Consider the following 25,314-nt stretch of genomic DNA (forward strand, 5'->3'; position numbering starts at 1 on the left):
GATTCAATAACACTTTTGTGATAATCCTGATTCATCCAGGTCATACTAATTTGCAAATATAGGGTGTATAAGGGGTGAAGGAATGAGTACAACATCGCAGAGCAGTCAGGATCAGAGAATATCTCCGAATCTTACGGAAAATATAGATTACTGCAACCAAGTGATGGGGAATAGCAAAGACTTGATGGTTCGTCCACTGCAAAGTCTGCACAAATGGCCTTCTGTCATGTTGTACATCGATGGAATGGTGGATGTACAGATCATCAATCATTCCATCCTTAAATCCTTGTTACAAACCCGAGAGATACCTGAATTTTCGGAAGATAATGAACACCTCATCTATCTGCAGAATGACGTGCTGGCGGCCAGCAATGTGTTATTAATCAATGAAATGAAAGACGTTCTTGATGCGCTTCTGGCGGGCTTTGCCGTAGTGCTCCTAGAAGGTTCCAATCAGGGCCTAAAAATTGCAGCAGCCGGATGGGAAGATCGTGCCGTTGGTGAACCGATCTCCCAGACGGTTGTTCGAGGACCCATGGAAGGCTTTAATGAAAATTTGCGTACGAATACCGGGTTAATCCGCAAACGAATTCGAGACCCTCATCTCTGGATTGAGGAAAGGGAGATTGGCCGAGTCACGAACACCAGGATAGCCGTTGTATATCTGGAGCATATCGTCGATCAAGAGGTTGTAAAAGAACTGCGGCGCAGACTTGATGAGATTGACATTGACGCTATTCTGGAAAGCGGATATATCGAGGAACTCGTGCAGGACAAAACAGGTACAATCTTCCCTACGGTCTATAACAGTGAGCGACCAGACGCCGTATGTGCTGCACTGCTAGAAGGCAGGGTCGCGATCATTGTGGACGGCACGCCTTTCGTACTGCTTGTCCCAGCCTTGTTTGTACATTTCTTTCAGTCTCCCGAGGATTACTATCAGCGAGCCGATATTAGCTCATTGATTCGAATGATTCGTTATCTGGCCTTCTTTATCGCGCTGCTCGCTCCATCCTTCTATATTGCCATCACTACCTTTCACCAGGAAATGCTGCCTACCAACCTGTTAATCAGTTTGGCAGCACAGCGTGAAGGTGTACCATTCCCGGCATTCATTGAAGCCATCTTAATGGAGCTGACCTATGAAATTTTGCGGGAGGCGGGTATCCGGATTCCGAAGACCGTCGGTCAGGCCGTTTCCATTGTAGGAACCCTTGTTATTGGTCAAGCCGCAGTAGATGCAGGCGTTGTATCGGCTGCCATGGTAATTATCGTATCCATTACAGCGATATCCAGTTATGTTATTCCGGAAAATGGCCTCTCCATTTCTGTACGGATTCTACGTTTTGTCCTGATGATTCTGGCTGCTGCCTTTGGTTTCTATGGCATTCTGATGGTTCTGCTGATTACGGTAACCCATCTATGCAGTTTAAGATCTTTTGGGGTGTCTTACATGTCCCCGTTCGCGCCTTACATCGGTAAAGATCTCAAAGATACCATTTTCCGCGTGCCTTGGACCCGGATGAAAACCCGTCCGATCTCTACCGGAACTCCGAACGAAACTAGACAAGCGAACAAAAAAACGAAGCGATAATCGGTAAGGAGAACGCGTATGAACAAATGGTTCCAATTAATACTATCTTTTGTCGTTCTGCTCCCTCTCCTTACCGGATGCTGGGATCGACAGGAACTCAATGAACTCGGCATTATGCTGGGACTGGGTGTGGACAAGGATGGCGATATGATCAAGGTGAGTGCCCAGGTTGTTGTTCCCAATGAAGTATCCTCCAAGTCCGGGGGAGGTAAAGGAACGCCTGTAACTCAGTATCAGGCTTCTGCGCCTACCTTATTTGAAGCTATTCAAAAGCTAACGGAGTCTAGCCCCCGTCGTATATTCATGGCACATATCCGCATAATGGTCATTGGCGAGGAGTATGCTCGCAAAGTAGGCATTTATGATATCACAGAAGCATTAATGCGTGAGCCTACGGTTCGTCCTGACTATTACGTCATGGTTGCACGAAATACAACGGCGTCCAAAGTGCTTGACGTATTAACGCCACTTGAGAACATCCCTGCGGAAAAGATGTTTAATTCACTGGATGTCTCGACCAAAACGTGGTCACCCACAACAACCGTAACCGGAGATCAATTAATGGAATATATTTTGGCTCCCGGAATACAGCCTGTAATTACCGGTGTAGAGGTTGTTGGTCAATCGGAGAAAAGTGGAAGTCAAGCTAACATCTCAACCATTAAGTCTCCTGCCAGCCTTAATTCTACCGGACTATCCGTGTTCAAAGGAGACAAACTGATAGGGTGGCTAACGGAGGATGAGTCCAAGGGATACAACTACATCAGAAACAACGTTGTATCCACCATCAGCCATCTGCCTTGTCGCAAAGGTGGAAATGTGACCTTCAAAACACTTCGTACAACGACCAAACGGAAAGCAAAAGTCGTGGCAGATCACCCTTTAATCAACATTAAAATCAAAAATGTAACTTCCATAGGTGCCGTGGAATGCGGAATCAAAATTGGTTCAATGAAAGTACTCAAGGAACTCGAACGGGACAGTGAGGAACGGCTTGTGGAATTGATGCAAAAGTCCATTAAATCGGTCCAGCGCAAGTTTCACGTTGATATTTTCGGATTCGGGCAAGAGGTTTACCATGCTGATCCAAAGTTCTTTAAAAAAGTGGAGAAAGATTGGGATAGTTATTTGGAAAATCTGGATGTCCATTACGATGTCAATGTACAAATCAAACGTGTAGGCACACTGGATGATTCGTTCAAAGATCAAATTAGGGAGTGAGACAGGGTGTTACTTACACTTAGTGTCATTGTGACCGCAGGGGTCATTGGATGGTTTGATGTGCCGGGTCTAATACGTCGCAAGGAATGGAAAGAAACAGCTGTTTACAGTGCCTTACTGCTCTTAGCTACCATTCTAAGTGTCTTTGCGGCAAACTTGTGGGAAATTCCCAGCCCACTTTATCTCATCATATGGATCTATGAACCTGTAAATCAATTTCTGGCACACTTGACTGGCACTTAGGGAAAAAAGGAGGGGACATTATGCTTGAGCAGGGTCGCATCGGAACAAGACAATTGTCCATCCTCATTTTTATGATGGTGGTGGGGGATATGATGCTCATCTATCCCTCGGTCATCACATCCTATGCCAAACAAGATGCCTGGATATGTGCTCTTATCGGGGTTCCACTGGGAATGGCCCTCATTCTCATGTTTTTAAAGCTGTGCAATCTGTATCCGGAGGAAAATCTGATTCAGATTTCACGAAGCATTCTGGGATTTTGGCCAGGCAGTCTTGTATCCGGATTTTATCTTTTCTTTTTTGTAATAGGTGCCTCCACGCACACCCGAGAGGTCGGAGATTTCCTCACCTCCCAAATCTTTCAGTACACCCCCATTCGCGTCATCATTCTGATGTTTGTCATTACAGTTGGCTGGGGATTGTACCATGGATTGGAAACGATGGGGAGAAGCAGTGAACTGCTGATGCCTATTCTGATCGTGTTTATTCTCGTCCTTGCATTCTGTCTGCTCCCTCAGGTTGATCCCAGCAATTTGAAGCCTGCAACAGATACCGGCGTCGTTCCCATCCTGCAGGGTATTCTCATCAGTATCATATATCCGGTAGGTGAGCTGGTCCCCATTATGATGATTGTTCCCTATACGATAAAACAAGCTCACCGAACTCGGGATGTTCTTGTTGCGGCAGGACTTGGCAACTTGTTGCTGGCAATATTGGTTACTATCTCTCTGCTTGTTCTAGGTGCTTTCCTTACCCAGCACAACATCTATGCTTCCTTTATTTTATCTCAGAAGATTAACATCGGTGGTTTCTTTGAGCGTATTGAAGCCATTATGGCTTCTTCCTGGCTCATCTCCACGTATGTTAAAGCGATGGTGTATATGTACGCATTTATTGTGGGATGTGCCGAACTATTTAAGCTCAAGCAGTATCGCGTACTTATTCTGCCAGCAACATTTCTGATATTCGGTCTTGCCAATCTGGTCTCGCCCAATTTGACCTTCATCGTCATTACGGTCGTTCCGTATTGGGTAGATTGGGATACCACATTGAGCATTATATTGCCGGGACTGTTACTGTTGGTGCACATGCTCAAAAAGCGCTGGAAAAACAAACCTTCGGGATAAGGTAATGCCTGGAGTTCTACTATGTCAGGAAGGAGGCTGGAGACCATGCCAAAAGAAAAAGTAACCATTCGGCAATTTGCCCTGCTTACCTTTCTTGTCATGGTTGGGGATATGATTCTGATCTATCCTTCGTTAGTCACAACCTTGGGCAAACAGGACGCATGGATATGCTCTTTCCTCAGCCAGCCCATCGGTCTGTTTATCATATGGATTTTGTACAAGCTGCACCAAACATTCCCTGAACTATCTTTAATCGAAATTTGCAAGAAATTGCTTGGTCCATGGATGGGATCAGTATTGTCTGCTGGTTACCTGTTCTATTTCGCAATAGGCGCTGCCATCTGTATCCGTGAAGTTGGAGACTTCATGACGACCCAGATCTATCTCCAAACCCCCATCCGTGTCATTTTAATTATGCTCATGTGTTCCCTAACCTGGGGCCTAATGAAAGGGTTAAATACCATGGGAGCAACCAGTGAACTATTAACCCCCATTGTTGTTTTTTTTATGGCCTTCCTGTTTATGGGGTTAATGCCCAAATTAGACGCCTCGCATTTGAAACCATTTCTGAGCATAAGTTGGGTGCATTTGATTGAAACCGTTATTCGAGGATCATTCACCTCCTTCGGAGAGCTGCTTGTGCTTACCATGATTCTTCCTTATGTAATGTCAGGGCCACACCTTAAACGAGACCTCTTGCTTGCCACTTTCTGTGGAGGTCTGCTTCTATGTGTACTGCTATTGTTTTCCATTATGGTTGTGGGACCTTTCCTAACCCAGCATAACATTTTCATTTCGTATACCCTGTCCCAAAAAATTAATATCGGCAACTTCTTTGAGCGTATTGAAGCCTTCATGGCTACTGCCTGGTTAATTGCGACCTATTTCAAAAGCCTGCTGTACATGTTCGCTTTTGTTATCGGACTAGCTCATCTATTTCGGTTGAAAACATACAAACCACTCATTCTCCCTTCATCTTTGCTTATGTTTGCACTGAGTATCCTGATTTCCCCCAATGTCATTTTTTATATCGAAACCATCATGCCTGCATGGGTGGATTGGGACATTACTTGCAGTTTTATTATTCCTCTGTTGCTGTTACTTGTTCATCGCATTCGCTTTGGCAAGAACAAAAAAAATCAGACTCATCCAGAACGCTTGCCCACATAAAAAGGCTGTGCTTCACGGTATAATCCGCGAACACAGCCTTTATTATGAAGTGAACATTTATTCGATGTATAGAGAGCAGACAAGTTTACCTTCCTAAAGTTGCTGTAAAGCCTCAAGTGCTGCCTCAATATGTCCTTTAACTCGCACCTTCAACCACGACTTCAGCAGAACACCCTCTTCATCAATGAGAAACGTGGAGCGTACCATGCCCATGTATTCCTTGCCATACATCTTTTTGAGCTGCCATACGCCGTATTGCTCGGCAACCTGATGTTCTTCGTCGGATAACAGAATGAAAGGCAATCCATATTTGGCAATAAATTTGTCGTGCTGCTTCATCGGATCAATACTAATGCCCAGAATAACTGTATTTAACCCCTTGAACTCCTCATGACGATCACGAAAATCACATGCCTGCTGTGTGCAGGAAGAAGTCATATCTTTCGGGTAAAAATATATGAGCACCCGCTGTCCGCGATAATTCGAGAGCTTCACCGTCTCTCCCGTACTGGACGGAAGCTCAAAGTCTGGTGCCAGTTTCCCTTCGGTTAATGTCATCTCATTACCTCCTGAATCTAGTCTATTACCTTTCACAAAGGTCTTCTCTTATGATCCTGCTCCGCGATACTTCTTCACACCATAATTCCATAGCAGAAGACCGATGGAGCCAAACACCAATCCCATCACAGGTGTCAGCATCGCCATACGATGCATTTCGGATCGTTCCAGAAACAGAGCTGCCGGATAAATACCCACGAAGGCAAATGGAATGACCCATGTTAACAGGACCTGAATTGCACGATTATAGATGGTTACCGGATAACGCCCATATCCCTGAATGTTGTACATTAATGGCAGGATACCTGTAGGCGCGTCCGAATAAAAGGACAGAGACGTCAAGGTGATATAAATTCCTGCATAGATTAACACTGAACTAAGAGTAAGAATAATGAGGGCCGGAATATGCCACCACTCCAGCACAAGCCCCATCTCCGCACCGCTGATGACCATAATGATCAGACCGATAAACGAACCAACAAGTGCAGGCGGGTCCACATTTTCGAGTAAAATCTGGAACAGGTTATGCGCAGGTCGTGTTAATATGCGATCCATCTCGCCTTTGACAATATACCGTTCACTGAACCCCCACAGATTGATAAAACAACTGAAGATGCCGTAAGGCACCATAAAATATCCATAAACAAAAAGGACTTCACTCTCACTCCAGCCGCCCAAATTATCCGTATGCCGGAATACCACAAAGATAAAGATCAGATTGGTTGCCTGGAACAGCAAATCCGAAAGGATCTCGACCCAAAAATCAGCGCGGTACGTGAGACGTGTTTTCATGTAATTTTTTAAATATTCCCAGATCAGACCCATATAGTACACTCTGTTATCCTCCTTGCACGAACAGACGCTTGCGCGCCTGACGCCAGATCAGCATCATCGGAATGAGCAATATGACAAACCAGAACACCTGAATGCCGAGTACGCTCCAGATGCCTGTGCCTTCCACTCTTCCGGTGAAAACCGAGCCAGGCAGATACGTAATGGCCTGAAAAGGCAATACTTTCATCACTGCAGACATCCAGCCCGGATAGAGGCTGATTGGAATGATCAGACCGGAGAACAGATCAACCACAACGCGTTTCATGCGCATCATACCTTCATTGTTTTCCACAAAAAATGCGGCCAGTCCCGTAATGACATTAATCTGGGAGTTAATGAGGAAACTGAAGAACAGCATGACCAGAAAGCCAATCCATGCGGACGGCGCTGTTGGCAGTTCAACCGGGAACAACAGAATGGCAATGAGCATTCCAGGAATCATGAGCAGCAGGAAACGGAAAATACCTTCGCCCAGCCCCTGCATCATTTTGACCATGACATAGTTGATCGGTCTTATGAATTGAATGGCAATGGAGCCATCCCGAATGTCTGCGGCTATTTCCCGGTCCAGGTTGTTAAAATAAAATGCACGCGCCATCCACGATACCGCCACATATGTCGTCATCTGAGCTGCCGTAAAACCGCCCAATTCACCACTACTGCCGTAAATGGCTTGCCACGTAAAGTAATACACGCCGATATTCAGCGTATATATCAAAATGCCGGAATAATAATTCACCCGGTATGCAAGCATCGTCAGGAACCGGATGCGCATAAAATCAAAAAATGCACTATTCATGTTAGGATACACCCACCGCTTCGTTCTTTGCGCCCACAATCTCGGGACGCTCGGCGGAACCGGATTGGTAAATACTGCGCACGATCTCATCCGTGTTAATCTCAATAATCTGAATATCGGTAATATCTGCCTGTCCAACGACACGTCCCAGCACATCAGACACGTTGAGTTCAAGTGGAATCCAGACCGATGCGGACAGCTCGTTCTCCACCGTCCAGCGAACAGGAAGCGCAGCTGTCCATTCCAGCATTTGTTCCATAGGGTGAGCCGTACCAAACTTGAACCGGATTTCCCGTTCTTTGCCCCACTGGGATTTTAGATGATCCAACCCGCCATCATAAATGATATTGCCCGCATCGAGCATAATAACTCTTGAACATAAAGCTTCGATGTCCTGCAGATCGTGGGTTGTTAGCAAAATGGTTGTTCCGTGTTCCTTATTCATGTCTTTCAGGAATTCGCGGATTTCCGACTTCACAACAATATCCAGACCAATAGTTGGCTCATCCAGAAATACAATATCCGGATTGTGCAGCAGCGCAGCGACCAGTTCACAGCGCATACGCTGTCCAAGACTGAGCTTACGTACCGGACGGTTCAGCAGATCCTGAAGCTGTAACCGCTCAACCAATTCATCCAGACGTTTGCGGAAATCGATCTCACCTACTCGATACACTTTGCGCAGCAGATGGAATGATTCAATGACACCGATATCCCACCATAGCTGGCTGCGTTGACCAAAAACGACACCAATATTCTGTACAAACTTCTCACGTTCCTGATACGGAACATATCCACCAACCGATATTTGCCCTGAAGTAGGCACCAAAATGCCGGTCAACATCTTAATCGTTGTTGATTTACCGGCACCGTTCTCCCCAATATATCCGCATATTTCGCCTTGCGGAATTTGAAATGAAATATCATTTACAGCCAAGACCTCCTGGTATTGACGTGCAAACAGATCCTGGAATGCGCCCTTAAGTCCTCCTCGACTTTTCTGGACGCTAAACGACTTGCGTAAATCTTTGACATCAATCGCCAGCATGATTATACCTCACTTGGATTTTGTTGAAATTGCTTGTAGCCCAAAAAGAAATTATAATAGTATCAGTCAAAATTCAGCAAGCTTTAAAAATAGTCTGAGGCCGCGTCCTCTGTTGCATCTCACAGATAGGTCGTGTACGGAAAGCCCCGGCTAGATCAAATTGGACTCATTTTCATTTATTTTGAATACAAAGGAGAGCTAGCATGACCAGAAAGACGAAGAGAACCATTTGGATTTCTCTTGCCGCCTTCGTGCTGATTGTTGGAGGCGCTGCGGCATTTTATTTCGGTTCTATTCTCAATCAGTTGAATGGCTTGCAAAAGGAAGGCGATGAATCGCCGTTTGCCGGTATCGAAAATGTTGAAAAAGTAAGTACACCGGATCCTCCGAAATGGGAAGGCACCGAGACGGTAAATATTCTCGTTATGGGTGTGGATGCCCGCGGGCTGGAGAAGGGGGAAGTCCCTCGTTCTGACAGCATGATGGTCGTTTCGCTTGACCCACTCACCAAAAAAATTAATCTATTCTCCATTCTGCGTGACACATACGTCAACATTGACGGATATGGCAAGGAACGCATCAATACTGCCATTACCCATGGTCCCAACGTGGCAATGAAAGCTGCCGGAGACCTGCTGGGTATCCCTGTCCAGTATTATGTGTATACCGATTTCCAAGGATTCATCAAATTGGTGGATGCCGTTGGCGGTGTGGATTTTGACGTAGAGAAGGACATGCACTATACAAGTAAAGCGGACAATAATGAATACGATATTGATCTAAAAAAAGGCTACCAGCATTTGGACGGTAATACAGCTCTCATGTACGTTCGCTTCCGTCATGATGCCATGTCGGATTATGCCCGCTCTGAGCGGCAGCGCGAGTTCCTGAAAGCTGTAGCAGCGAAAATGCAGTCAACAACAACGATTGCCAAACTACCTTCCATTCTGGAAGAAGTAAATCCTTATGTAGATACCAATCTGACCCTCTCCGATATGTGGAAACTGGGCGGACTTGGATATCAGAGCAGCATGAACGGCAGCGAGCAAATTCCGCCAATGAAAATGCTCAAGGAAGAACGTACACCTGGTGGAGCTGAGGTGCTGTCGGTAACCAACGAGGAAAAACTCAAGCAATATATTCAAGATATCATTCATCCTCCTGTTCAAGAAGAAGGCAGTACTACCGGAGCCGAAGACAAAACGGCAAGTGGTGACGAACAAGACTCCAAGCAACCTGCACAGTAATGAAGTGCACACGAAGAGGGCAGCCCATATGCTGCCCTCTCGCTGTGTTTTGTTGATCTAATATGAAAGGAAGTTATCTTATGAATCCATCACGTTCCCGTTCCGAGCTTTTATACGAAGAAGCACTTCAACATATTGTAGGAGGTGTCAACAGTCCTTCCCGCTCATTCAAAGCGGTGGGAGGCGGTGCACCTGTATTTATGAAAAAGGCACAAGGTGCACACTTCTGGGATGTCGATGACAACCGTTATATCGATTATCTCGCGGCCTACGGTCCGATTGTTACAGGACATGCTCATCCTCATATTACCCAGGCGATTACCGAGGCAGCAGCAAATGGTGTGCTGTACGGTACACCTACTGAGCTTGAGATCAAGCTCGCCAAAATGCTGAAAGAAGCCATTCCTTCCATGGACAAGGTTCGTTTTGTAAACTCCGGTACAGAAGCAGTCATGACTACCATCCGGGTTGCCCGTGCCTACACCAAACGTAATAAAATTGTGAAATTCGCCGGATGTTACCATGGTCACTCCGATCTGGTCCTTGTGGCAGCAGGTTCGGGGCCGTCCACGCTGGGTATTCCCGATAGTGCAGGCATTCCGACAAGCATTGCCCACGAAGTCATCACAGTACCGTTCAACGATCTGGACAGCCTGAAAGCGGCTCTGGAGCGTTGGGGCGATGATGTCGCCGCAGTTATGGTTGAACCGATTGTCGGCAACTTCGGTATGGTTATGCCAGAACCCGGCTTCCTGGAAGGACTCTGTGCCATGACACGGGACAATGGCTCGCTTGTCATTTACGATGAGGTCATTACAGCCTTCCGTTTCCACTATGGTTCCACACAGACGTACGCGGGACTGGACAATCATGCGGAGATCGAACCGGATCTGACTGCACTTGGCAAAATCATTGGCGGCGGTCTGCCAATCGGTGCTTACGGCGGTCGTAAACAGGTCATGGAGCAGGTTGCTCCACTCGGCCCTGCCTATCAAGCCGGAACGATGGCTGGTAACCCTGCGTCTATCTCTGCGGGTATCGCTTGTCTGGAGGTTCTGCAAGGCGAAGGTGTATATGCGGAGATGGAACGTCTAGCCATTGATCTGACAACAGGCCTTCAGGCTTCTGCGGATCGTCATGGCATTGCGTTAACCATTAACCGAATTCGTGGTGCCTTTTCCACTCACTTCTGTGACCATCCGATTACGAACTATGATCAAGCCCAGGACACCGATGGTGAACAGTTCGCTTCCTTCTTCCGTCATATGTTAAATCGTGGCATTAATCTGGCTCCTTCTAAATATGAAGCCTGGTTCCTGACCACTGCACATACGGACAAGGATGTTGCGGAAACACTCGAAGCCGCAGAAGCTTCCTTCAAAGCTATGGCTCAGGCGTAAACGGTTATCTAAACCATTCACATATCGCATCATAGCAGGCATCACTGAAATTTACCTGATGAAATAAGGCGTCCCCCAAGCGATTAATCCGCTTGTGTGGACGCCTTTTGCAGTTTCACTATTTCCTCACGGATAATCCGCAGCCCTTCCTTGATCCGCTGCTTTGGAACATTGGATATATTTAACCGCAGCATTTTATCCTGATGTATCTCCTGTGCACCTTCCGGATAATATCGTTCTGTTGTATCGGCAATGACTCCACGTTGATCCAACCGGGACAGCAAGACCCTGAGCGGCATATCCTTAGGCAGTGGCAGAACCGTATGCTCCCCTCCTGTGCGCGGTGCTTTCACAAATGGACTGAAGTCCGGGAAGGCATTAAGCTGTTCATACAATTTGTTCATCCGGGCAGCATAGCGGCTGCGGATGACTTTGCCATGGTGAGCAAACATCCCGTTACGGATGTAGACCTCAAGTGCTGCCTGAGACAATACCGCTGTGTCAATGTCGAGCATTTTTTTGTATTTACTAAATGATGCAGTAAGACTTGCAGGCAGAATAGCCACGCCAATCCGCAGGCCGGGAAACAGGATTTTGGAGTAACTTTTCAGATAAATGACTCGCCCTTCCGTATCATACGACCATAACGGGTCCTGCTTTGTGTTCTCTTCCAGATCAGCCAAGAAATCGTCCTCTACCAGATAGACATCGTAACGCTGCGCCAGGCGGATCAATTTTTTCTTCTCAGCTGCCGTCAGGGAAGTCCCAATCGGGTTGTGAAAACGCGGCATGACATAAAAAAATTTGATGTCTCCTTCGCGGAACTGTCGTTCGAGCGCCTCCCAATCCAGGCCATCCAGCGAGCGTCTCACACCAGCAATCGGTACATTCAGTCCTTGTAGAAGCGAAGGCATATTATGATAACCCGGCAGTTCCAGCATCACCTGCTTTTTCCCATTCGGAAAAGGCATTAGCGCCAGCACAGCAAGGGCCTGCTGTACCCCTGACGTAATAAAGAACTGTTCCTGTCGGGCAAACACCTGATAATCGGCGAATTGCTTCTCCAGCAATTCAATCAAGGAAGGCAAGCCTCTCTCCGTTCCGTACAAGAACAGGTCGGCCTGTTTCTTCGCCATTGCCTCATCCACACAATGGCGAAAATCGGAATACGGGAACACTCGCGGATCAGGAGCTGCGGAGGCAAAATCCAGCGGCCCCTGCCACTCTCCATCCTCCACCTCGGCTCCATTCTGAACCGCATAATACCCGGACTGGGGCACCGCGTAGACCAGATGCCGCTCCTCCAGCCACTCGTACGCGCGTATGGCTGTACTCACACTACATTGATATTGCTCAGCCAGAACACGTACAGCCGGCAGTTTGATGCCTTTATCCTGCCATTGTCCACTGTTTTGCTGCCGCAATTGGTCCTGAATCCATTCCTTCAGTGATTCGGCGATAATCTCGTATTTTCTCATTGGATTCTGCCTCTCCTCCGACTTCAGCATTGCCTTAAGTGTACCGGTACAGTAATCGTTTTTGTCTATTGTACCACTATTGGTCTGGCAGTATATTGAATAAGGTCAGATCGCACACATTGGAGGAAACCTTATGAACAATAGCCAAACTAGAACTTACGCATATGTAGCAGCTGTTTTATACGCAGCCATTATTGGCTTATCCTTTTTATTTGTCAAAATGACGGTGAGTGTCGCACATCCCATTGATGTACTTGCCCATCGTTTTGCTTTGTCATTGCTCGTAGTCAGCATCCCTGTCGTTTTTGGATGGATCAAGATCAAGCTAACCCTTCGAGATCTGTGGCGTATCATTCCGTTAGGACTGCTCTCTCCTGTTTTGTTCTTTGCCTTTCAGGCATTCGGGTTAGTCTCATCCAACTCATCGGAAGCAGGGATTATCCAGGCGATGGCCCCCGTATTCACACTTGTGTTGGCCTCTATCTTTCTAAAGGAACGCACATCCATACCGCAAAAACTGTTCCTGTTGTTGTCTGTGGCGGGTGTAATCTTTATTTTTATGATGAAAGGGAACGGGATGTCAGCAGGCAATTTTAAGGGTATTGCTTTACTGCTGCTCTCCACGGTGTGTTTTGCAGGTTATGGTGTATTGGCAAGACCCTTGGCGCAGAAATATAAACCGATGGAATTGACCTGGGTGACCCTGATGGTTGGATTTATCGTCTTCAACGCAGCTTCCCTGATTCGTCACGCATCGAGCGGAACCATGATGGATTATGTGAAGCCACTCGGAGATGCATCTTACCTGGGAGCACTGGCCTATCTGGCCGTCCTCTCCACCATGTTCTCCACGCTGCTGGCGAGTTATGCCCTGACTCATCTGGAAGCTTCCAAAATGAGTGTATTCAGTAATTTGTCCACACTCATCTCGATTGCTGGCGGAGCCTGGATATTGCATGAACCCGTTCATGGATACCACTTTGTTGGAGCGCTGCTGATCATCGCAGGTGTACTTGGCACCAATATGAGCGGAAGAAAACGTGGGCTGGTCAAACCAGATCAAGCGTGATACAATGTGAAAAATTGTAAACCGACGTTATCAACAATGATGAAGAGAAGTACACGTGATTAGATACCTCAGAGAGCCTGCGGATGGTGTGAGCAGGTGTATCGGTCATGTGGAAATGGGCTTCGGAGTTCCGAGTTGAACCCGTTCTGCCACCTAACTCAGGAGCGCGGATCGTCAGTAGGCAAGGCGGCATGTTCAGCCGTTATCCATGGACAGGATATCGATAAGTCATATGCGGAATTTCCGCATATATTCATCCGTATCCCTCAAGCGGGCCGCAACCAGCGGCCAATTAAGGTGGCACCGCGAAGTATAAGCTTCGTCCTTCTGTTCTGTTCCCGTCTGGGAAACAGGATGAAGGACGAGGCTTTTTTTGATTTAATTTCTTTATTAGTACAACTCAACATTTACACAAGAACGGAGAGGACAGAAATAACCTGAAGAAGCGGAGTGTTCGCCTTTATCCCCAGATTTTCACCTTTGTAAAAGTGTATCAAAAAATCAGGGGATAACAGCGATCGGAAGGTTGTTCTGTCATCGAAGTGACAAGTGTAAATAATCTTTAGTTCGACTGAGAAAGATGCAGGCTGAAAGGAGGTGATGGTCGTGGAAGACGGCTGGTGGCGTCAGCAATTAAGGATCGACAAATCACAACATCAAAGGAGAATGAACCATGAACAAGAACAAAGACATTATTTTAACCGGAGACCGGACAACCGGACAGCTTCATCTCGGCCATTACGTGGGCAGCCTGCGCAGTCGGGTGCAATTGCAGGATGAGTACAAAACGTATATTTTACTGGCTGATGTACAGGCGCTCACGACCCACTATGATCAACCGGGGCTGATTGCAGACAGCGTACATCAAGTGACACTTGATTATCTTGCCGTAGGTATCGATCCCAATAAAGCCACTCTGTTCATCCAGTCGATGATTCCGGAAATTGCCGAGCTGACTGTCATTTTCTCCATGTTTATCACGGTGAACAGTCTTCGGCATAATCCCACGATTAAAAACGAAGCGCTTGACCGTGGCTATAAAGACCTCTATTACGGATTTCTCGGTTATCCCGTCAGTCAGGCTGCGGATATTGCGTTCTGCAAAGCAACCCTTGTTCCGGCAGGTGAAGACCAGATCCCACATATCGAAACAGCGCGGAAACTGGTACGGCGGTTCAATGAATTATATGCGCCAGTTCTGCCTGAACCACGTATTCTGACCGGAGAACGGCTGGGCGGACTGGATGGCGTGGGCAAAATGAGCAAAAGCATGGGCAACGCCATTTCGTTGAATGCTCATCCTGATGATGTGTATGCCAAGCTGTCCAGAGCGAAAACCGATCCTGCCCGCATTCATCGTTCTGACCCGGGGCATCCGGATATTTGTCCGGTGTTTGCCTATCACCAGCTATTTCGAAAGGATGAAGCCGCTGAGATTCATGCGAGCTGCAGTGACGGCACCATTGGATGCAAGGACTGCAAGAAGATGGCGGGCAATGCAATTAACGAACTGCTCTCTCCTTTCCGTGAACGGCGAAATTACTATGAACAACGTGGGCATGAAGTGAAAGAAATCCTCGTGGAAGGCACACGTCAGGCCCGTCAGGCTGCACGTGAGACAATGCTTGAGGTTCGTGAAGCGATGGGAATACGTTATTTCGACTGACGGTATGAGAAGGCTTGTTCACGTTAACACTGCTGAGAACAGTATATTGGGAAAAGAGGTACCCTCAGCATGAAACCAACACAGCCTTCTTTTTTGCAAGCCATGATGTTAATGATGTTATCTGTCGGCCTGATCAGCCACGTCCTGATCATCCCTGCTCTTTTGTCTTCGGCCAAAAGAGATGCATGGATATCCGTTCTGTTGTCTGCAGGGCCCTATCTTATATTCACGCTGATGCTTGCGTATGTCTCTCGTTTTCTCCAGCACCAAACCCTGCATGAATGGCTGACTTCCCATCTTGGCAAGCCTCTTGGCATGCTGTTTCGGGTGGGAAACAGCCTCTTTTTTCTGTCCGTAATCTACTTCACTCTGCATGATACCACCACTTGGGCCAAAACCAATTACCTGACGGAGACACCCGTATTGGTTACAAGCATTGCCCTGATGACTCTTTGTGCCTATGCAGCCTATAAAGGTATACGTTCTCTGGCATTTACAGCAGGATTGATCCTGCCACTGGTTGTGCTGCTTGGCTTCTATGTCGCAATCGTTAATTCACAATACAAAGATTACAGTCGTCTGCTGCCTGTGCTTGAACATGGCTGGCACCCTGTGCTTCATGGTACAGTCTACAGCCTTTCAGGCATGTTTGAGCTGCTGTTCATCTGGTACTTGCAGCCCCACCTCTCCAAGCGGATACGTGTATGGCAATACCTGATGCTCGCGTTCATTATTCTTGGGCTGACCCTTGGCCCGCTCATTGGGGCGATCGTGGAATTCGATCCTTTTGAAGCTGCCAAAATGCGATATCCCGCCTTTGAAGAATGGCGAATTGCCTCCTTGGGCAAATATATTGCCCAGACCGATTTCTTTTCCATCTACCAGTGGCTGGCCGGTTCTTTTACCCGGATTAGTCTGGCCATGTATATTGTAGTAGAAATTTGGAATATTAAGAGCGCCTCCAGAAGGATCATATGTTGTGCCACTCTTGGCGTCTTATTTATTCTTTCCATGCTGTATCCTCTGGATGATATGACATTCGAAAAGCTGCTTGTCCAATACATATTCCCGTTCAATCTCATGTATCTGAGCGGACTAGCGGTGGTTGCAACAGCCGTTGCATACATCAGTTCACGCCATCAGAGGAGGAAACATCATGGAGCACCAAACGATTGACACCACGTCCCATGAAACACTGCTTGCCTCTTTCGAAGAGCAGTTCAATCCCTGCGCAGATGTTGTTATTCAGACCTTTCCTGCCAAAGATGAAACCGATATGTCGGTGATTATGATCTACTGCGACGGTTTGGTGGATGGCAAACAAATCAACCAGTTTATTATCCCACGTCTGGAACAGCATTCTCTGTTCATAGAAGAAGCACATCCCAAAGAATTGGGATTAACCTTGAATCCGGTGGATGATCTCAAAGATACAGAGAATTTAAATCTGTTGATTTTTAGCGGACAATTACTGCTCATTTTCGGAAATGGTGATCAGTCCTGCAGTCTGGATATCGCGAGTATACCAGGAAGAACTCCTGAGGAATCGGCGATCGAGTCCTCGATTAAAGGGCCTCGAGATGGGTTCACTGAAGAGCTGTCCGTGAATATCGGCCTCGTTCGCAAACGAATGAAAACCTCTTCCATGTGTTATGAGAAATATGTTAAAGGTGGCCGTACCCAGACCTCCATTGGTCTATTGTATGTCAAAGACATCATTAACCCGGATATTCTGAAAGAAGCACGCCAAAATCTCGACCAAATTGAAATCGATGGTCTTCTCGGTACCTCCATTATGGAACGTGCAATTATGGGGGGAATCCGCAGCATATTTCCGCTCACGGATAATACGGAGCGACCCGATTATGTTGTGGACTCCCTTTTAAATGGGCGATTTGCTGTTCTAATTGAAGGCTCACCGGTAGCCATTATCGCTCCAACCACTCTGTTTAATCAGCTAAAGTCGCCAGAAGACGAGAGCACCCCTTTTTTCATTGTTACTTTTGAGCGAATTTTGCGCATTTCCGGATTACTGATTGCCTGCTTCTTTCCTGCCTTTTATATCGGCCTGACCAGTTTCAATGTGGAACAGATCCCCCTGCCTCTGCTCGCAACCATTTCAGGTACCCGGGTGGGTCTACCTATGCCAGTAACGCTGGAAGCATTTCTAATGATATTTATGTTCGAGCTATTTAATGAAGCAGGCCGAAGGCTCCCACGTGCCTTGGGACAGACCGTCAGCGTGGTCGGTGGGCTTATTATCGGAGATGCAGCTATTCGAGCAGGAATTACTTCCCCCACGATCATTGTCACGGTGGCGATCTCGGTGATCTCCAGCTATATTTTGGTGAATACCGTGCTTAGTGGGGCTACGGCTCAAGTCCGGATAGGGATGCTGCTCATTTCTTCCATCCTTGGGTTATTCGGTTTCATCCTTGGACTGCTTGGTCTGCTGGTGCACCTCGTATCCTTGGAGTGTTATGGTGTCTCATACCTGTCACCCGTCTCTCCTTATATACCCGGCGACTTCACCCGAGCCGTATCCATGCCCCCATCCATGAAACGGACCAAGCGCCCAGCTGTACTCCATACCCAGGATTCCACTCGCCGGAGGAAACGCTCGTGACAAGATGGATGGCTAAAGTTAGCTTGTTAATAAGCTGCTTTATCCTGTTGACCGGGTGCTGGGATTCCAAAGAGGTTCAGAGCATTAACTTTATCACGGCTGTAGGGATAGATTATGTAGACAACCATTACGTTGCTTATGCTCAACTTATTGATTTCTCCAATATTGCCAAGCAGGAAGGACCCACTTCAAGGCAAGCAAGTGATATCTGGATCGGGCGGGGTAAGGGTTCTACGCTGAGTATGGCTATTGATGACCTGTATCAAACGTCTCAGCAACAAACGCTGTGGACCCATGTAAAAGCAATTGTTTTATCCAAAAATGTGTTGAATGGACGGCTGGAGGATGTCTTCAATACACTGTTGCATTCAGGCCAACTGAGATATACCCCATGGCTCTACGGTACAGAGCGTAACATTACAGATGTACTCGCTCCCTCTGCCCTGCTGAACCAATCTGCCCAGACCATCGAGCTGTTTGAACCGATGAAGCTGTATAAGCAACATTCCGGTTATGAACCCATCCGGCTTCATCAGCTCCTTGACGGATTCCGGGAGCCTGCTTCCGTTATTCTTTTGCCGTCCGTTACCAACCAGAACGAGACCTGGTATAACGGGGATAAAGCACCTCCGCTCATTAAAATGGATGGGTTTTACGTCATTACAAACGGTAAAAATCAAGGCAGGGTAACGGGCAAAGACGCTAATGGCACACGCTTCGTGAATTATGACCGCGTCTTTCAATATCCGTTGTACGTATACAGCAGCGGGAGCAAAACGCCGGAACTGACACTTAGGCTTAATAACCCAAAGACCAAGATTAAGGCGAGGAAAGAAGGAAACGGTGTAACATTCGACCTGGTTACGTCGGTTAAAAGCGCCATCATCGAGGATCATAACTCTCACCTTTCTCCTCAAGTTATGGAAAAAGAGGCGGAGAAACAGATTGAGTCCGAAATTCGCAATACGTTTGAGAAAACCAAATCACGCAAAATTGATTCCTACGGTTTTGTGGAATATCTCTATCGCCATGACCTCCCCCTGTGGAGACAAGAGGTATATAAACGGGCAAATCCACTTGAGCGGTTTAAACTCGGTAAGGTCGAGGTTCATGTGAAAATCCTCAATGCCAGTACGTATAAATACGATGAGTAAAGCAAAAAGACGATCAGCAGCCTGCAGTTCATGCAAGGTTACGGGTCGTCTTTTTATTTCATAATTCACATGTTATCCCAGTGGAAACGCCATAACACTCATGAGTGCCAGTTCAGGCTGCGTTGTATCCAGACGACTGTACTGGACGATAACAGGAACATTGCTGGAGACGGTAATAGCATAGGGTACTCCCGTAGGGATAAGTTGCTCACCCGATCTCAGCGACGCTGTCCGGATATGCTTTGTTCTCCGTGCAGGTACCTCGGCCAAGATATCTTCAAGCGGTTCTCTGTCTTCAAAGTAGATCGTTATTTGCAGCTCTGCATCCACTGTGCCTGTATTTAATACACAGATGCTCTCGTGACTCTCCAGCGAGCCCGAGCTGTCCGGTGGAATATAACCATCGGGGATCACCCAGTAGGTGTGACCTGTCACTTTGGGAGATGTTTTATGTGCTGAAGTGTTCGTCTGATCCTGTGCCATAACATAATTCCTCCTTTGCTAATGCAATAATTAGTTAAACGCACGGGAGTCTCGCGGGGCTGGCGCTCTGGCGGGCGGATCGGGCTGTGGGCCGCTGTTGGTTCGGGATTTCTTTTTCATTCCCCCTCAGCAGGGGAAATCCCGCTCCAAAGGCGGACGCTTCGCTCCCTCTGCTCCGATTCCGCCCTCCTTCGCTGCAACGCTCGCCATAGCTTTTTAAAGGCTTATTGCCTTCGCTATGCTCGCTGGGCAACTTAAAAAGCAACCTTGCTCGTTACTTCGTTAACTCGCTGAATAAAAGCAAGGCTAACTCGCGGGGCTGGCGCTCTGGCGGGCGGATCGGGCTGTGGGCCGCTGTTGGTTCGGGATTTCTTTTTCATTCCCCCTCAGCAGGGGAAATCCCGCTCCAAAGGCGGACGCTTCGCTCCCTCTGCTCCGATTCCGCCCTCCTCCGCTGCAACGCTCGCCTTGGCTTTTTAAAGGCTTATTGCCTTCGCTATGCTCGCTGGGCAACTTAAAAAGCAACCTTGCTCGTTACTTCGTTAACTCGCTGAATAAAAGCAAGGCTAACTCGCGAGGCAGACGCTTCGGCGGGAGAATCGGGCGGTGGGCCGCTGTTGGCTCGGGATTTCTTCTCATTTCCCCCTCAGCAGGGGAAATCCCGCTCCAAAGGCGGACGCTTCGCTCCCTCTGCTCCGATTCCGCCCTCCTCCGCTGCAACGCTCGCCTTGGCTTTTAAAGGCTTATTGCCTTCGCTATGCTCGCTGGGCAACTTTGGGGGATGCTCGTTACTTCATTGACTCGCTGAATAAAAAGGCGGATCGAGGAGCAGACGCTTCGATGGGCGGATCAGGCGGTGGGCCGCTGTTGGCTCGGGATTTCCTTTTCTTTCCCCCTCAGCAGGGGAAACCCCGCTCCAAAGGCGGACGCTTCGCTCCCTCTGCTCCGATTCCGCCCTCCTTCGCCCCTCACCTCAAGTACATTTGCAGCGGCTGCAGTCGCAGCTCGCGGATGGCTTCCGCCACCTGCATGGCGAGGCGACGGGCACCGCGCTCCTGAAAATGCGTGTTATCCTCCATGCCTGCAGGAAAGGTCACGTACTCACCCGGCAGCACCCACATAAAATCCTCCTTGCTGCCTTCAATACCCGCTTGCTCGAACAGAATGCGGCTTCGCTCAGCCAGATCGATCAGCGGCACCCCTTCCTCCTCCGCCAGCTCACGCACGGCGATGATATAATCGCCATGCGTGTCGGTTAATGTGCCTTCATCAGCGAAGTAGCGCCGGTGCACCGGCGTCACGAGCACCGGACAAGCCTTGGCTTCGCGGGCAGCATCGATATACTTTTTCAAATATTCCTTATATGTTGTGAAAGGCTCCGTTCCCCGGTCAGGGTCCGGCTTCTCATCGTTGTGTCCAAATTGAATAAACAGAAAATCTTCCGGTTTAATCGTCTCCAGAATGGCATCCAATCTGCCTTCATTGATAAAGCTCCGGGAGCTGCGCCCAGACTGGGCATGATTATCTACAGCAACATCATGTTTGAACTGTGCGGGTAACAGCTGGCCCCAGCCGCAGTATGGATATCCACTTTCCGGCTGATCCGTCACGGTAGAATCACCAGCGAGAAACACAGTCATCGTCTGATTGGCAAGTGTGATCTCCAATGCATTAATCCGTGGCGCAGGACCGGAGAAGGATAGTCGGAGCTTACCTCCACGAACCACAACCGAGAATCGAACCTCTGCACATTGCCCAGGAAGTGTACGAATGGTTGGCAGCATCAATCTGCCCTCTCCGGCTTTGACACGGGTGATCGTCTCCGCCAATTCATCCCCTGCAATTAACAAGACCTGATAGGTTCCATCGGGTACATCAACGATGAAAGATGCCTTAAGCGGAATGCAAAAGCCTGAACGTAATCGGGCAGACACATTGGCCTGCCCTTGTTTGCCGTTGTTTGCCCTACTGGAAACCGATCCTTCGTCTTCACTTATCCGTTGTTTCTCATACACAAGGGAGCCGGATTCAAAACCGTATTCTCCCTGTTCTTCATATGCAGTGCTGGCAGACACTTTCAAATAACCCTCAATCTCACCTGCACTGCCAGAGTCCGGTCCAAAATTGAACTTCCAATGGGTAACGGCCTCTTTATCGCCCTCTGCCGTTGCCTTAGAGACAACAGCCTGACTACCCTGGGCCTTATTCAATAGGAACAACCTCCTTATTCAACATGCTAATCCAGGTTTGAATCCAGTGGTTATCGTTTATCCTTTCAGTCCGCTGGTGCTCATGCCCTGTACAATTTGTTTCTGGAAAATAAAGAACACGGCTACAACCGGTACGAGACTCACAATGGACATCGCGAACATCGCTCCCCAGTTGGAGGCAGACTCACTGTCCAGGAACATTTTCAGCGCCATGGAGACCGTATATTTATCCGGCGAGTTCAGATACAGTACTGGTCCGAGCAAATCTTCCCATCTCCAGTAGAAGGAGAAGATCGCAGCCGTTGCGAGTGACGACTTGATGAGCGGCATAATAATCTGTACATACAGTCTGAACTTGTTACATCCATCAATGGTAGCCGCCTCATCCAGCTCTTTCGGAATTGTACGAATGAACTGAACCATCAGGAAGATAAAAAACGGCATCCCGAAGAACGTAGGTACAACAATCGGCAGAATGGTATTCAACCAGCCAAGCTTCGTGAAGATAATATATTGAGGTACGAGTACAACGTCATGCGGCAGCATCAGAGTCAACATCATCAGGGAGAACCAAAAGTTACGTCCTTTGAAATTGAGTCTGGCAAATCCAAAGGCGATCAGCGATGAGGATAACACGGCACCAATCGTAGAGATGACCACAATAACGAGCGAGTTGGTGATGTAATCCATAAACGGTCTTCCGCCTGCGCCTTTCCAGCCATCCGCGTAGTTACTCCAGATCCATTCCGTAGGGAACAAGGACTCGGCAGTTACGAAAATGGTACGACTTTCTTTGAATGAGCTGAAAAGCATCCATAGAACGGGATAAAGCATCAGGAGGGCCAAAGCTGCAACGAACAGGTGATAGATGGGCCATTTCACATTTCTCCAAACCATCGTTACTTCCCTCCTTCAGATTCATAAAACACCCAGAACCTGGATGTCAGGAACACCGCGACTGTGAGTATACCGATCATAATAAGCATGATCCAGGCCATGGCCGAAGCATAACCCATGTTGTTAAACATAAATGCCTGACGGAACAGATAAAGCGAGTAAAGCATCGTACCGTCCATTGGACCGCCCTCGCCTTTAGAGATGATATATGCAGGTACAAAGGTCATAAATGCACCGATCGTTTGCATAATCAGGTTGAACAGAATGATTGGACTGAGTAGCGGTAAGGTGATACCAAAAAATTTACGCACCGGGTTGGCTCCATCCACACCTGCTGCTTCGTACATCTCGGGAGAGATATTTTTCAGACCAGCGAGGAAAATAAGCATGGAAGATCCAAACTGCCAAACAGATAACGAGATCAGCATAACCAGAGACGCATTCGGGTCACCAAACCAGCTGATAGGCCCGATTCCGATTGCCGTTAATGCACTGTTGATGACACCCTCATTACTGAAAAGGTTACGCCACATTATCGATACGGCCACACTACCACCGATAATGGACGGCAGGTAGTACAAGGTACGATACGTTCCGACCATACGAGATCCCGTATTCAGAATCATGGCTACGAAAAGCGCGAAGACCAGCCTTAGAGGGACACCAATAAACACATACAAGAACGTTACTTTAACCGAATTCCAGTACTTCGGATCATCAAAGAACATTTTGGTGTAGTTGTCCAGCCCTATCCACCGTGGAGAGGTGAACAGGTTATAACTCGTAAACGACATGTATAAGGATACAAACATCGGAATCAGCGTAAAGCCCAGAAAACCGATGATGAAAGGACTAATAAAAGCATACCCGGTCAGGTTTCTGCGCAACGATGAATATTGCCTCAACGGAACGAACCTCCTTTATTGATCTGCTTGCTTCCCGCAGCCTTGCTGCGAGTTACTGACGGGGAAAGGCCCTCGCGTTATGCGAGTAGCCCTATTCCCGTCCATCCCGGTAATGGGATGAGCAAGCGATCATTCAACTGTTATTTATTGTTGGCAAGAACCGCCTCGGCATTTTTGCGGAATGTCGCTGCTGCTTGTTCCGGTGTCACCTTACCAAAGTTCAGTTCCTCCACAACGTCCGCCAGAGAAGCAATGACTTCCGGGGAACCTACCGGTGGTGGTGGACTCATTGGTGAAGCCTTAGGCTCCATGGACGCTACGAAATCAAATACCTGTTTCGTTGCATCACTCAACTCAGGAGCGATTGCTTCCTTGATTTTGCCGGAGATCGGCACACCGCGCTCGCCTTTGATCAGTTTGTTCGCTTCCACGTCATTCACCCAGAAATCGATGAATTTGGCCGCTTCTTCCTTCACTTTTGAGTTCGATGTTACAGCCCAGTACATACTTGGCTGCATATAAAGTCCTTTTTCCATGTCAGGACCAGGCATTGGTGCAAACGCTAACGGACGGTTGGCTACCTGCTGCAAGGCCACAAACTGGTTGGACCATTGCCATACGCCAATTCCTTTTTCCTTGACCAGATCGGATTCCTCGATAATACCTTTTGTCTGGTTCGCCACATCCGGTGAAGGCGCTGCGCCCTGCTCGATCATCCGGCGCATGAGTCCGAAGAACTCAACGAATAGTTTGTCGTCATCATAGCCAAGACCGGTTCCTTCAGCATTGTAGAGGGACAATCCTTTGGTACGCAGGAAATAGTGGAAAAAGATATCCGGCGCTACGCCCCCATCCAAAAAGAGTCCTTTGGCAGCCGTTTGTTTGCCAAGCTCTTCATACGATTCCCAAGTCATGTTTTCGGGAATAGCATCCACACCCGCTTTTTTGAGCAGAGCAGGATCATACTGGAAACCCAGTACGTTAACACCAGCAGGTACCCCATATTGTTTGCTGTTGATAACGCCTGTGCTGATTACGTTCTCGGATACATCGTCCACTTTAATCTGGTTTCCGAGGTACGGGGACAGATCTTCGAGCTGTCCATTCTGTGCATATTGGCTGATGTAGGAAATATCCATCTGAACAATGTCTGGCAGTTGATTCGCTGCAGCTTGTGGAGCGAGTTTTTTCCAGTAGTCATCGAACGAAGCATATTCCACGTCAATTTTGACGTTCGGGTTTTTCTCTTTGTACAAGTCAATGACCTTCTGTGTATATTCGTGACGTGCATCCGATCCCCACCATGCGATACGAAGTGTTACCGAACCATCCGCAGATGTTTCGCCCGATCCTCCGCTGCTGCTGCATGCCGTTGTTAATACCAGCAATGCCGCCATCATCAGGAATATTGCCTTTTTCACCATGCCAATCTCCCCTTTTATGTTGAAATGGTTGTGTGAACGAGTTACCTTTTATTTTCTGATAACGCTTTCACGAACTTTATATTGTCATTTTCTCAAATGTCGGACCATAGTTGAATACACAAAACCGTCTTGTTGGTTCAAAAAACAGAGGAGGACAACTG

23 protein-coding genes and 1 other annotated feature are annotated in these 25,314 nt (G+C 47.8%); of the genes, 12 read left to right on the plus strand and 11 right to left on the minus strand.

Going from position 1 to position 25,314, the window contains the following annotated elements; all coding sequences use genetic code 11:
• Positions 1-82: 82 nt before the first annotated feature.
• From HW560_RS01770 to HW560_RS01790, 5 genes are read left to right on the plus strand one after another with little or no spacing between them, the layout of a single operon-like run.
• On the plus strand, positions 83-1,594 hold the full coding sequence (locus HW560_RS01770; RefSeq protein ID WP_179261748.1) for a spore germination protein: 1,512 nt from the start codon (positions 83-85) through the stop codon (positions 1,592-1,594).
• Between the two features lie 18 nt (positions 1,595-1,612).
• The gene (locus HW560_RS01775; protein WP_179261750.1) at positions 1,613-2,815 is read left to right on the plus strand and encodes a Ger(x)C family spore germination protein; all 1,203 of its coding nucleotides are present in this window, start codon (positions 1,613-1,615) and stop codon (positions 2,813-2,815) included.
• A 6-nt stretch (positions 2,816-2,821) separates the two neighbouring features.
• Entirely contained in the window at positions 2,822-3,058 is a 237-nt protein-coding gene (locus HW560_RS01780; protein ID WP_090904325.1) for a hypothetical protein, read from the plus strand.
• 20 nt (positions 3,059-3,078) lie between these two features.
• Positions 3,079-4,185 (plus strand): GerAB/ArcD/ProY family transporter, encoded by a 1,107-nt coding sequence (locus HW560_RS01785; protein WP_090904324.1) that lies wholly within the window; start codon positions 3,079-3,081, stop codon positions 4,183-4,185.
• Between the two features lie 45 nt (positions 4,186-4,230).
• Complete coding sequence (locus HW560_RS01790) at positions 4,231-5,355, plus strand: GerAB/ArcD/ProY family transporter (protein ID WP_090904323.1); 1,125 nt, start codon at positions 4,231-4,233, stop codon at positions 5,353-5,355.
• 93 nt (positions 5,356-5,448) lie between these two features.
• On the opposite strand, the gene bcp is transcribed toward HW560_RS01790, so the two are convergent.
• The 4 genes from bcp to HW560_RS01810 are packed head-to-tail and all read right to left on the minus strand — an operon-like array spanning position 5,449 to position 8,594.
• Positions 5,449-5,913: a thioredoxin-dependent thiol peroxidase gene (gene bcp / locus HW560_RS01795; RefSeq protein WP_179261752.1), complete on the minus strand. Its 465-nt coding sequence runs from the start codon at positions 5,911-5,913 to the stop codon at positions 5,449-5,451.
• A 48-nt stretch (positions 5,914-5,961) separates the two neighbouring features.
• The gene (locus HW560_RS01800) at positions 5,962-6,738 is read right to left on the minus strand and encodes an ABC transporter permease (protein WP_175382219.1); all 777 of its coding nucleotides are present in this window, start codon (positions 6,736-6,738) and stop codon (positions 5,962-5,964) included.
• Positions 6,739-6,751: 13 nt separating this feature from the next.
• A complete protein-coding gene (locus tag HW560_RS01805; protein ID WP_053779604.1) occupies positions 6,752-7,546 on the minus strand; it encodes an ABC transporter permease in 795 nt (264 codons plus the stop codon).
• 1 nt (position 7,547) lies between these two features.
• Positions 7,548-8,594 carry an ABC transporter ATP-binding protein gene (locus HW560_RS01810; protein ID WP_179261754.1) on the minus strand — a complete coding sequence of 349 codons (1,047 nt, stop codon included), beginning with the start codon at positions 8,592-8,594 and terminating at the stop codon, positions 7,548-7,550.
• Between the two features lie 203 nt (positions 8,595-8,797).
• Between HW560_RS01810 and HW560_RS01815 the strand changes: the two genes are divergently transcribed.
• Together HW560_RS01815 and HW560_RS01820 are read left to right on the plus strand one after the other, a co-directional pair.
• Complete coding sequence (locus tag HW560_RS01815; protein WP_179261756.1) at positions 8,798-9,841, plus strand: LCP family protein; 1,044 nt, start codon at positions 8,798-8,800, stop codon at positions 9,839-9,841.
• Positions 9,842-9,921: 80 nt separating this feature from the next.
• Positions 9,922-11,241 (plus strand): glutamate-1-semialdehyde 2,1-aminomutase, encoded by a 1,320-nt coding sequence (locus tag HW560_RS01820; protein ID WP_090904320.1) that lies wholly within the window; start codon positions 9,922-9,924, stop codon positions 11,239-11,241.
• Between the two features lie 83 nt (positions 11,242-11,324).
• On the opposite strand, the gene HW560_RS01825 is transcribed toward HW560_RS01820, so the two are convergent.
• Positions 11,325-12,719, minus strand: a complete 1,395-nt coding sequence (locus HW560_RS01825) for an aminotransferase-like domain-containing protein (protein WP_179261758.1) — start codon at positions 12,717-12,719, stop codon at positions 11,325-11,327.
• Positions 12,720-12,852: 133 nt separating this feature from the next.
• Between HW560_RS01825 and HW560_RS01830 the strand changes: the two genes are divergently transcribed.
• From HW560_RS01830 to HW560_RS01850, 5 genes are all read left to right on the plus strand, one after another.
• The gene (locus HW560_RS01830) at positions 12,853-13,788 is read left to right on the plus strand and encodes a DMT family transporter (protein ID WP_179261760.1); all 936 of its coding nucleotides are present in this window, start codon (positions 12,853-12,855) and stop codon (positions 13,786-13,788) included.
• A gap of 27 nt (positions 13,789-13,815) precedes the next feature.
• Positions 13,816-14,118 (plus strand) — a binding site (T-box leader).
• A 343-nt stretch (positions 14,119-14,461) separates the two neighbouring features.
• The gene (gene trpS, locus HW560_RS01835; protein ID WP_090904317.1) at positions 14,462-15,454 is read left to right on the plus strand and encodes a tryptophan--tRNA ligase; all 993 of its coding nucleotides are present in this window, start codon (positions 14,462-14,464) and stop codon (positions 15,452-15,454) included.
• A gap of 69 nt (positions 15,455-15,523) precedes the next feature.
• Positions 15,524-16,630: a GerAB/ArcD/ProY family transporter gene (locus HW560_RS01840; RefSeq protein ID WP_179261762.1), complete on the plus strand. Its 1,107-nt coding sequence runs from the start codon at positions 15,524-15,526 to the stop codon at positions 16,628-16,630.
• Positions 16,611-18,080 carry a spore germination protein gene (locus HW560_RS01845; RefSeq protein WP_179261764.1) on the plus strand — a complete coding sequence of 490 codons (1,470 nt, stop codon included), beginning with the start codon at positions 16,611-16,613 and terminating at the stop codon, positions 18,078-18,080. The genes HW560_RS01840 and HW560_RS01845 overlap by 20 nt, the downstream gene beginning before the upstream one ends.
• Complete coding sequence (locus tag HW560_RS01850) at positions 18,077-19,234, plus strand: Ger(x)C family spore germination protein (protein WP_179261766.1); 1,158 nt, start codon at positions 18,077-18,079, stop codon at positions 19,232-19,234. The genes HW560_RS01845 and HW560_RS01850 overlap by 4 nt, the downstream gene beginning before the upstream one ends.
• 72 nt (positions 19,235-19,306) lie before the next feature.
• On the opposite strand, the gene HW560_RS01855 is transcribed toward HW560_RS01850, so the two are convergent.
• The 6 genes from HW560_RS01855 to HW560_RS01875 all read right to left on the minus strand — a co-directional run bounded on the left by HW560_RS01855 (position 19,307) and on the right by HW560_RS01875 (position 25,153).
• On the minus strand, positions 19,307-19,717 hold the full coding sequence (locus HW560_RS01855) for a sensory rhodopsin transducer (RefSeq protein WP_090904313.1): 411 nt from the start codon (positions 19,715-19,717) through the stop codon (positions 19,307-19,309).
• A 254-nt stretch (positions 19,718-19,971) separates the two neighbouring features.
• Positions 19,972-20,097, minus strand: coding sequence for a hypothetical protein (locus HW560_RS33635; protein ID WP_257031605.1), 126 nt, complete (start codon positions 20,095-20,097; stop codon positions 19,972-19,974).
• A 588-nt stretch (positions 20,098-20,685) separates the two neighbouring features.
• Positions 20,686-21,810: a rhamnogalacturonan acetylesterase gene (locus HW560_RS01860; RefSeq protein WP_373564990.1), complete on the minus strand. Its 1,125-nt coding sequence runs from the start codon at positions 21,808-21,810 to the stop codon at positions 20,686-20,688.
• A gap of 174 nt (positions 21,811-21,984) precedes the next feature.
• Positions 21,985-22,824 (minus strand): carbohydrate ABC transporter permease, encoded by an 840-nt coding sequence (locus HW560_RS01865; protein ID WP_024633028.1) that lies wholly within the window; start codon positions 22,822-22,824, stop codon positions 21,985-21,987.
• A gap of 2 nt (positions 22,825-22,826) precedes the next feature.
• On the minus strand, positions 22,827-23,729 hold the full coding sequence (locus tag HW560_RS01870; protein ID WP_179261768.1) for a carbohydrate ABC transporter permease: 903 nt from the start codon (positions 23,727-23,729) through the stop codon (positions 22,827-22,829).
• Between the two features lie 140 nt (positions 23,730-23,869).
• A complete protein-coding gene (locus tag HW560_RS01875) occupies positions 23,870-25,153 on the minus strand; it encodes an ABC transporter substrate-binding protein (RefSeq protein WP_090904312.1) in 1,284 nt (427 codons plus the stop codon).
• Positions 25,154-25,314: the final 161 nt, after the last annotated feature.

The organism is Paenibacillus sp. E222, from assembly GCF_013401555.1.
In the GTDB taxonomy this organism is placed as follows: Bacteria; Bacillota; Bacilli; order Paenibacillales; family Paenibacillaceae; genus Paenibacillus.

What these genes read in the sequence shown, in the direction of transcription:
- trpS (WP_090904317.1), top strand. Translation starts at nt 14,462, where the DNA reads ATGAACAAGAACAAAGACATTATTTTAACCGGAGACCGGACAACCGGA.
- HW560_RS01855 (WP_090904313.1), bottom strand. Translation starts at nt 19,717, where the DNA reads ATGGCACAGGATCAGACGAACACTTCAGCACATAAAACATCTCCCAAA.
- HW560_RS01865 (WP_024633028.1), bottom strand. Translation starts at nt 22,824, where the DNA reads ATGGTTTGGAGAAATGTGAAATGGCCCATCTATCACCTGTTCGTTGCA.
- HW560_RS01810 (WP_179261754.1), bottom strand. Translation starts at nt 8,594, where the DNA reads ATGCTGGCGATTGATGTCAAAGATTTACGCAAGTCGTTTAGCGTCCAG.
- HW560_RS01815 (WP_179261756.1), top strand. Translation starts at nt 8,798, where the DNA reads ATGACCAGAAAGACGAAGAGAACCATTTGGATTTCTCTTGCCGCCTTC.
- HW560_RS33635 (WP_257031605.1), bottom strand. Translation starts at nt 20,097, where the DNA reads ATGAAAAAGAAATCCCGAACCAACAGCGGCCCACAGCCCGATCCGCCC.
- HW560_RS01820 (WP_090904320.1), top strand. Translation starts at nt 9,922, where the DNA reads ATGAATCCATCACGTTCCCGTTCCGAGCTTTTATACGAAGAAGCACTT.
- HW560_RS01825 (WP_179261758.1), bottom strand. Translation starts at nt 12,719, where the DNA reads ATGAGAAAATACGAGATTATCGCCGAATCACTGAAGGAATGGATTCAG.
- HW560_RS01875 (WP_090904312.1), bottom strand. Translation starts at nt 25,153, where the DNA reads ATGGTGAAAAAGGCAATATTCCTGATGATGGCGGCATTGCTGGTATTA.
- bcp (WP_179261752.1), bottom strand. Translation starts at nt 5,913, where the DNA reads ATGACATTAACCGAAGGGAAACTGGCACCAGACTTTGAGCTTCCGTCC.
- HW560_RS01845 (WP_179261764.1), top strand. Translation starts at nt 16,611, where the DNA reads ATGGAGCACCAAACGATTGACACCACGTCCCATGAAACACTGCTTGCC.
- HW560_RS01840 (WP_179261762.1), top strand. Translation starts at nt 15,524, where the DNA reads ATGAAACCAACACAGCCTTCTTTTTTGCAAGCCATGATGTTAATGATG.
- HW560_RS01830 (WP_179261760.1), top strand. Translation starts at nt 12,853, where the DNA reads ATGAACAATAGCCAAACTAGAACTTACGCATATGTAGCAGCTGTTTTA.
- HW560_RS01790 (WP_090904323.1), top strand. Translation starts at nt 4,231, where the DNA reads ATGCCAAAAGAAAAAGTAACCATTCGGCAATTTGCCCTGCTTACCTTT.
- HW560_RS01785 (WP_090904324.1), top strand. Translation starts at nt 3,079, where the DNA reads ATGCTTGAGCAGGGTCGCATCGGAACAAGACAATTGTCCATCCTCATT.
- HW560_RS01775 (WP_179261750.1), top strand. Translation starts at nt 1,613, where the DNA reads ATGAACAAATGGTTCCAATTAATACTATCTTTTGTCGTTCTGCTCCCT.
- HW560_RS01770 (WP_179261748.1), top strand. Translation starts at nt 83, where the DNA reads ATGAGTACAACATCGCAGAGCAGTCAGGATCAGAGAATATCTCCGAAT.
- HW560_RS01800 (WP_175382219.1), bottom strand. Translation starts at nt 6,738, where the DNA reads ATGGGTCTGATCTGGGAATATTTAAAAAATTACATGAAAACACGTCTC.
- HW560_RS01805 (WP_053779604.1), bottom strand. Translation starts at nt 7,546, where the DNA reads ATGAATAGTGCATTTTTTGATTTTATGCGCATCCGGTTCCTGACGATG.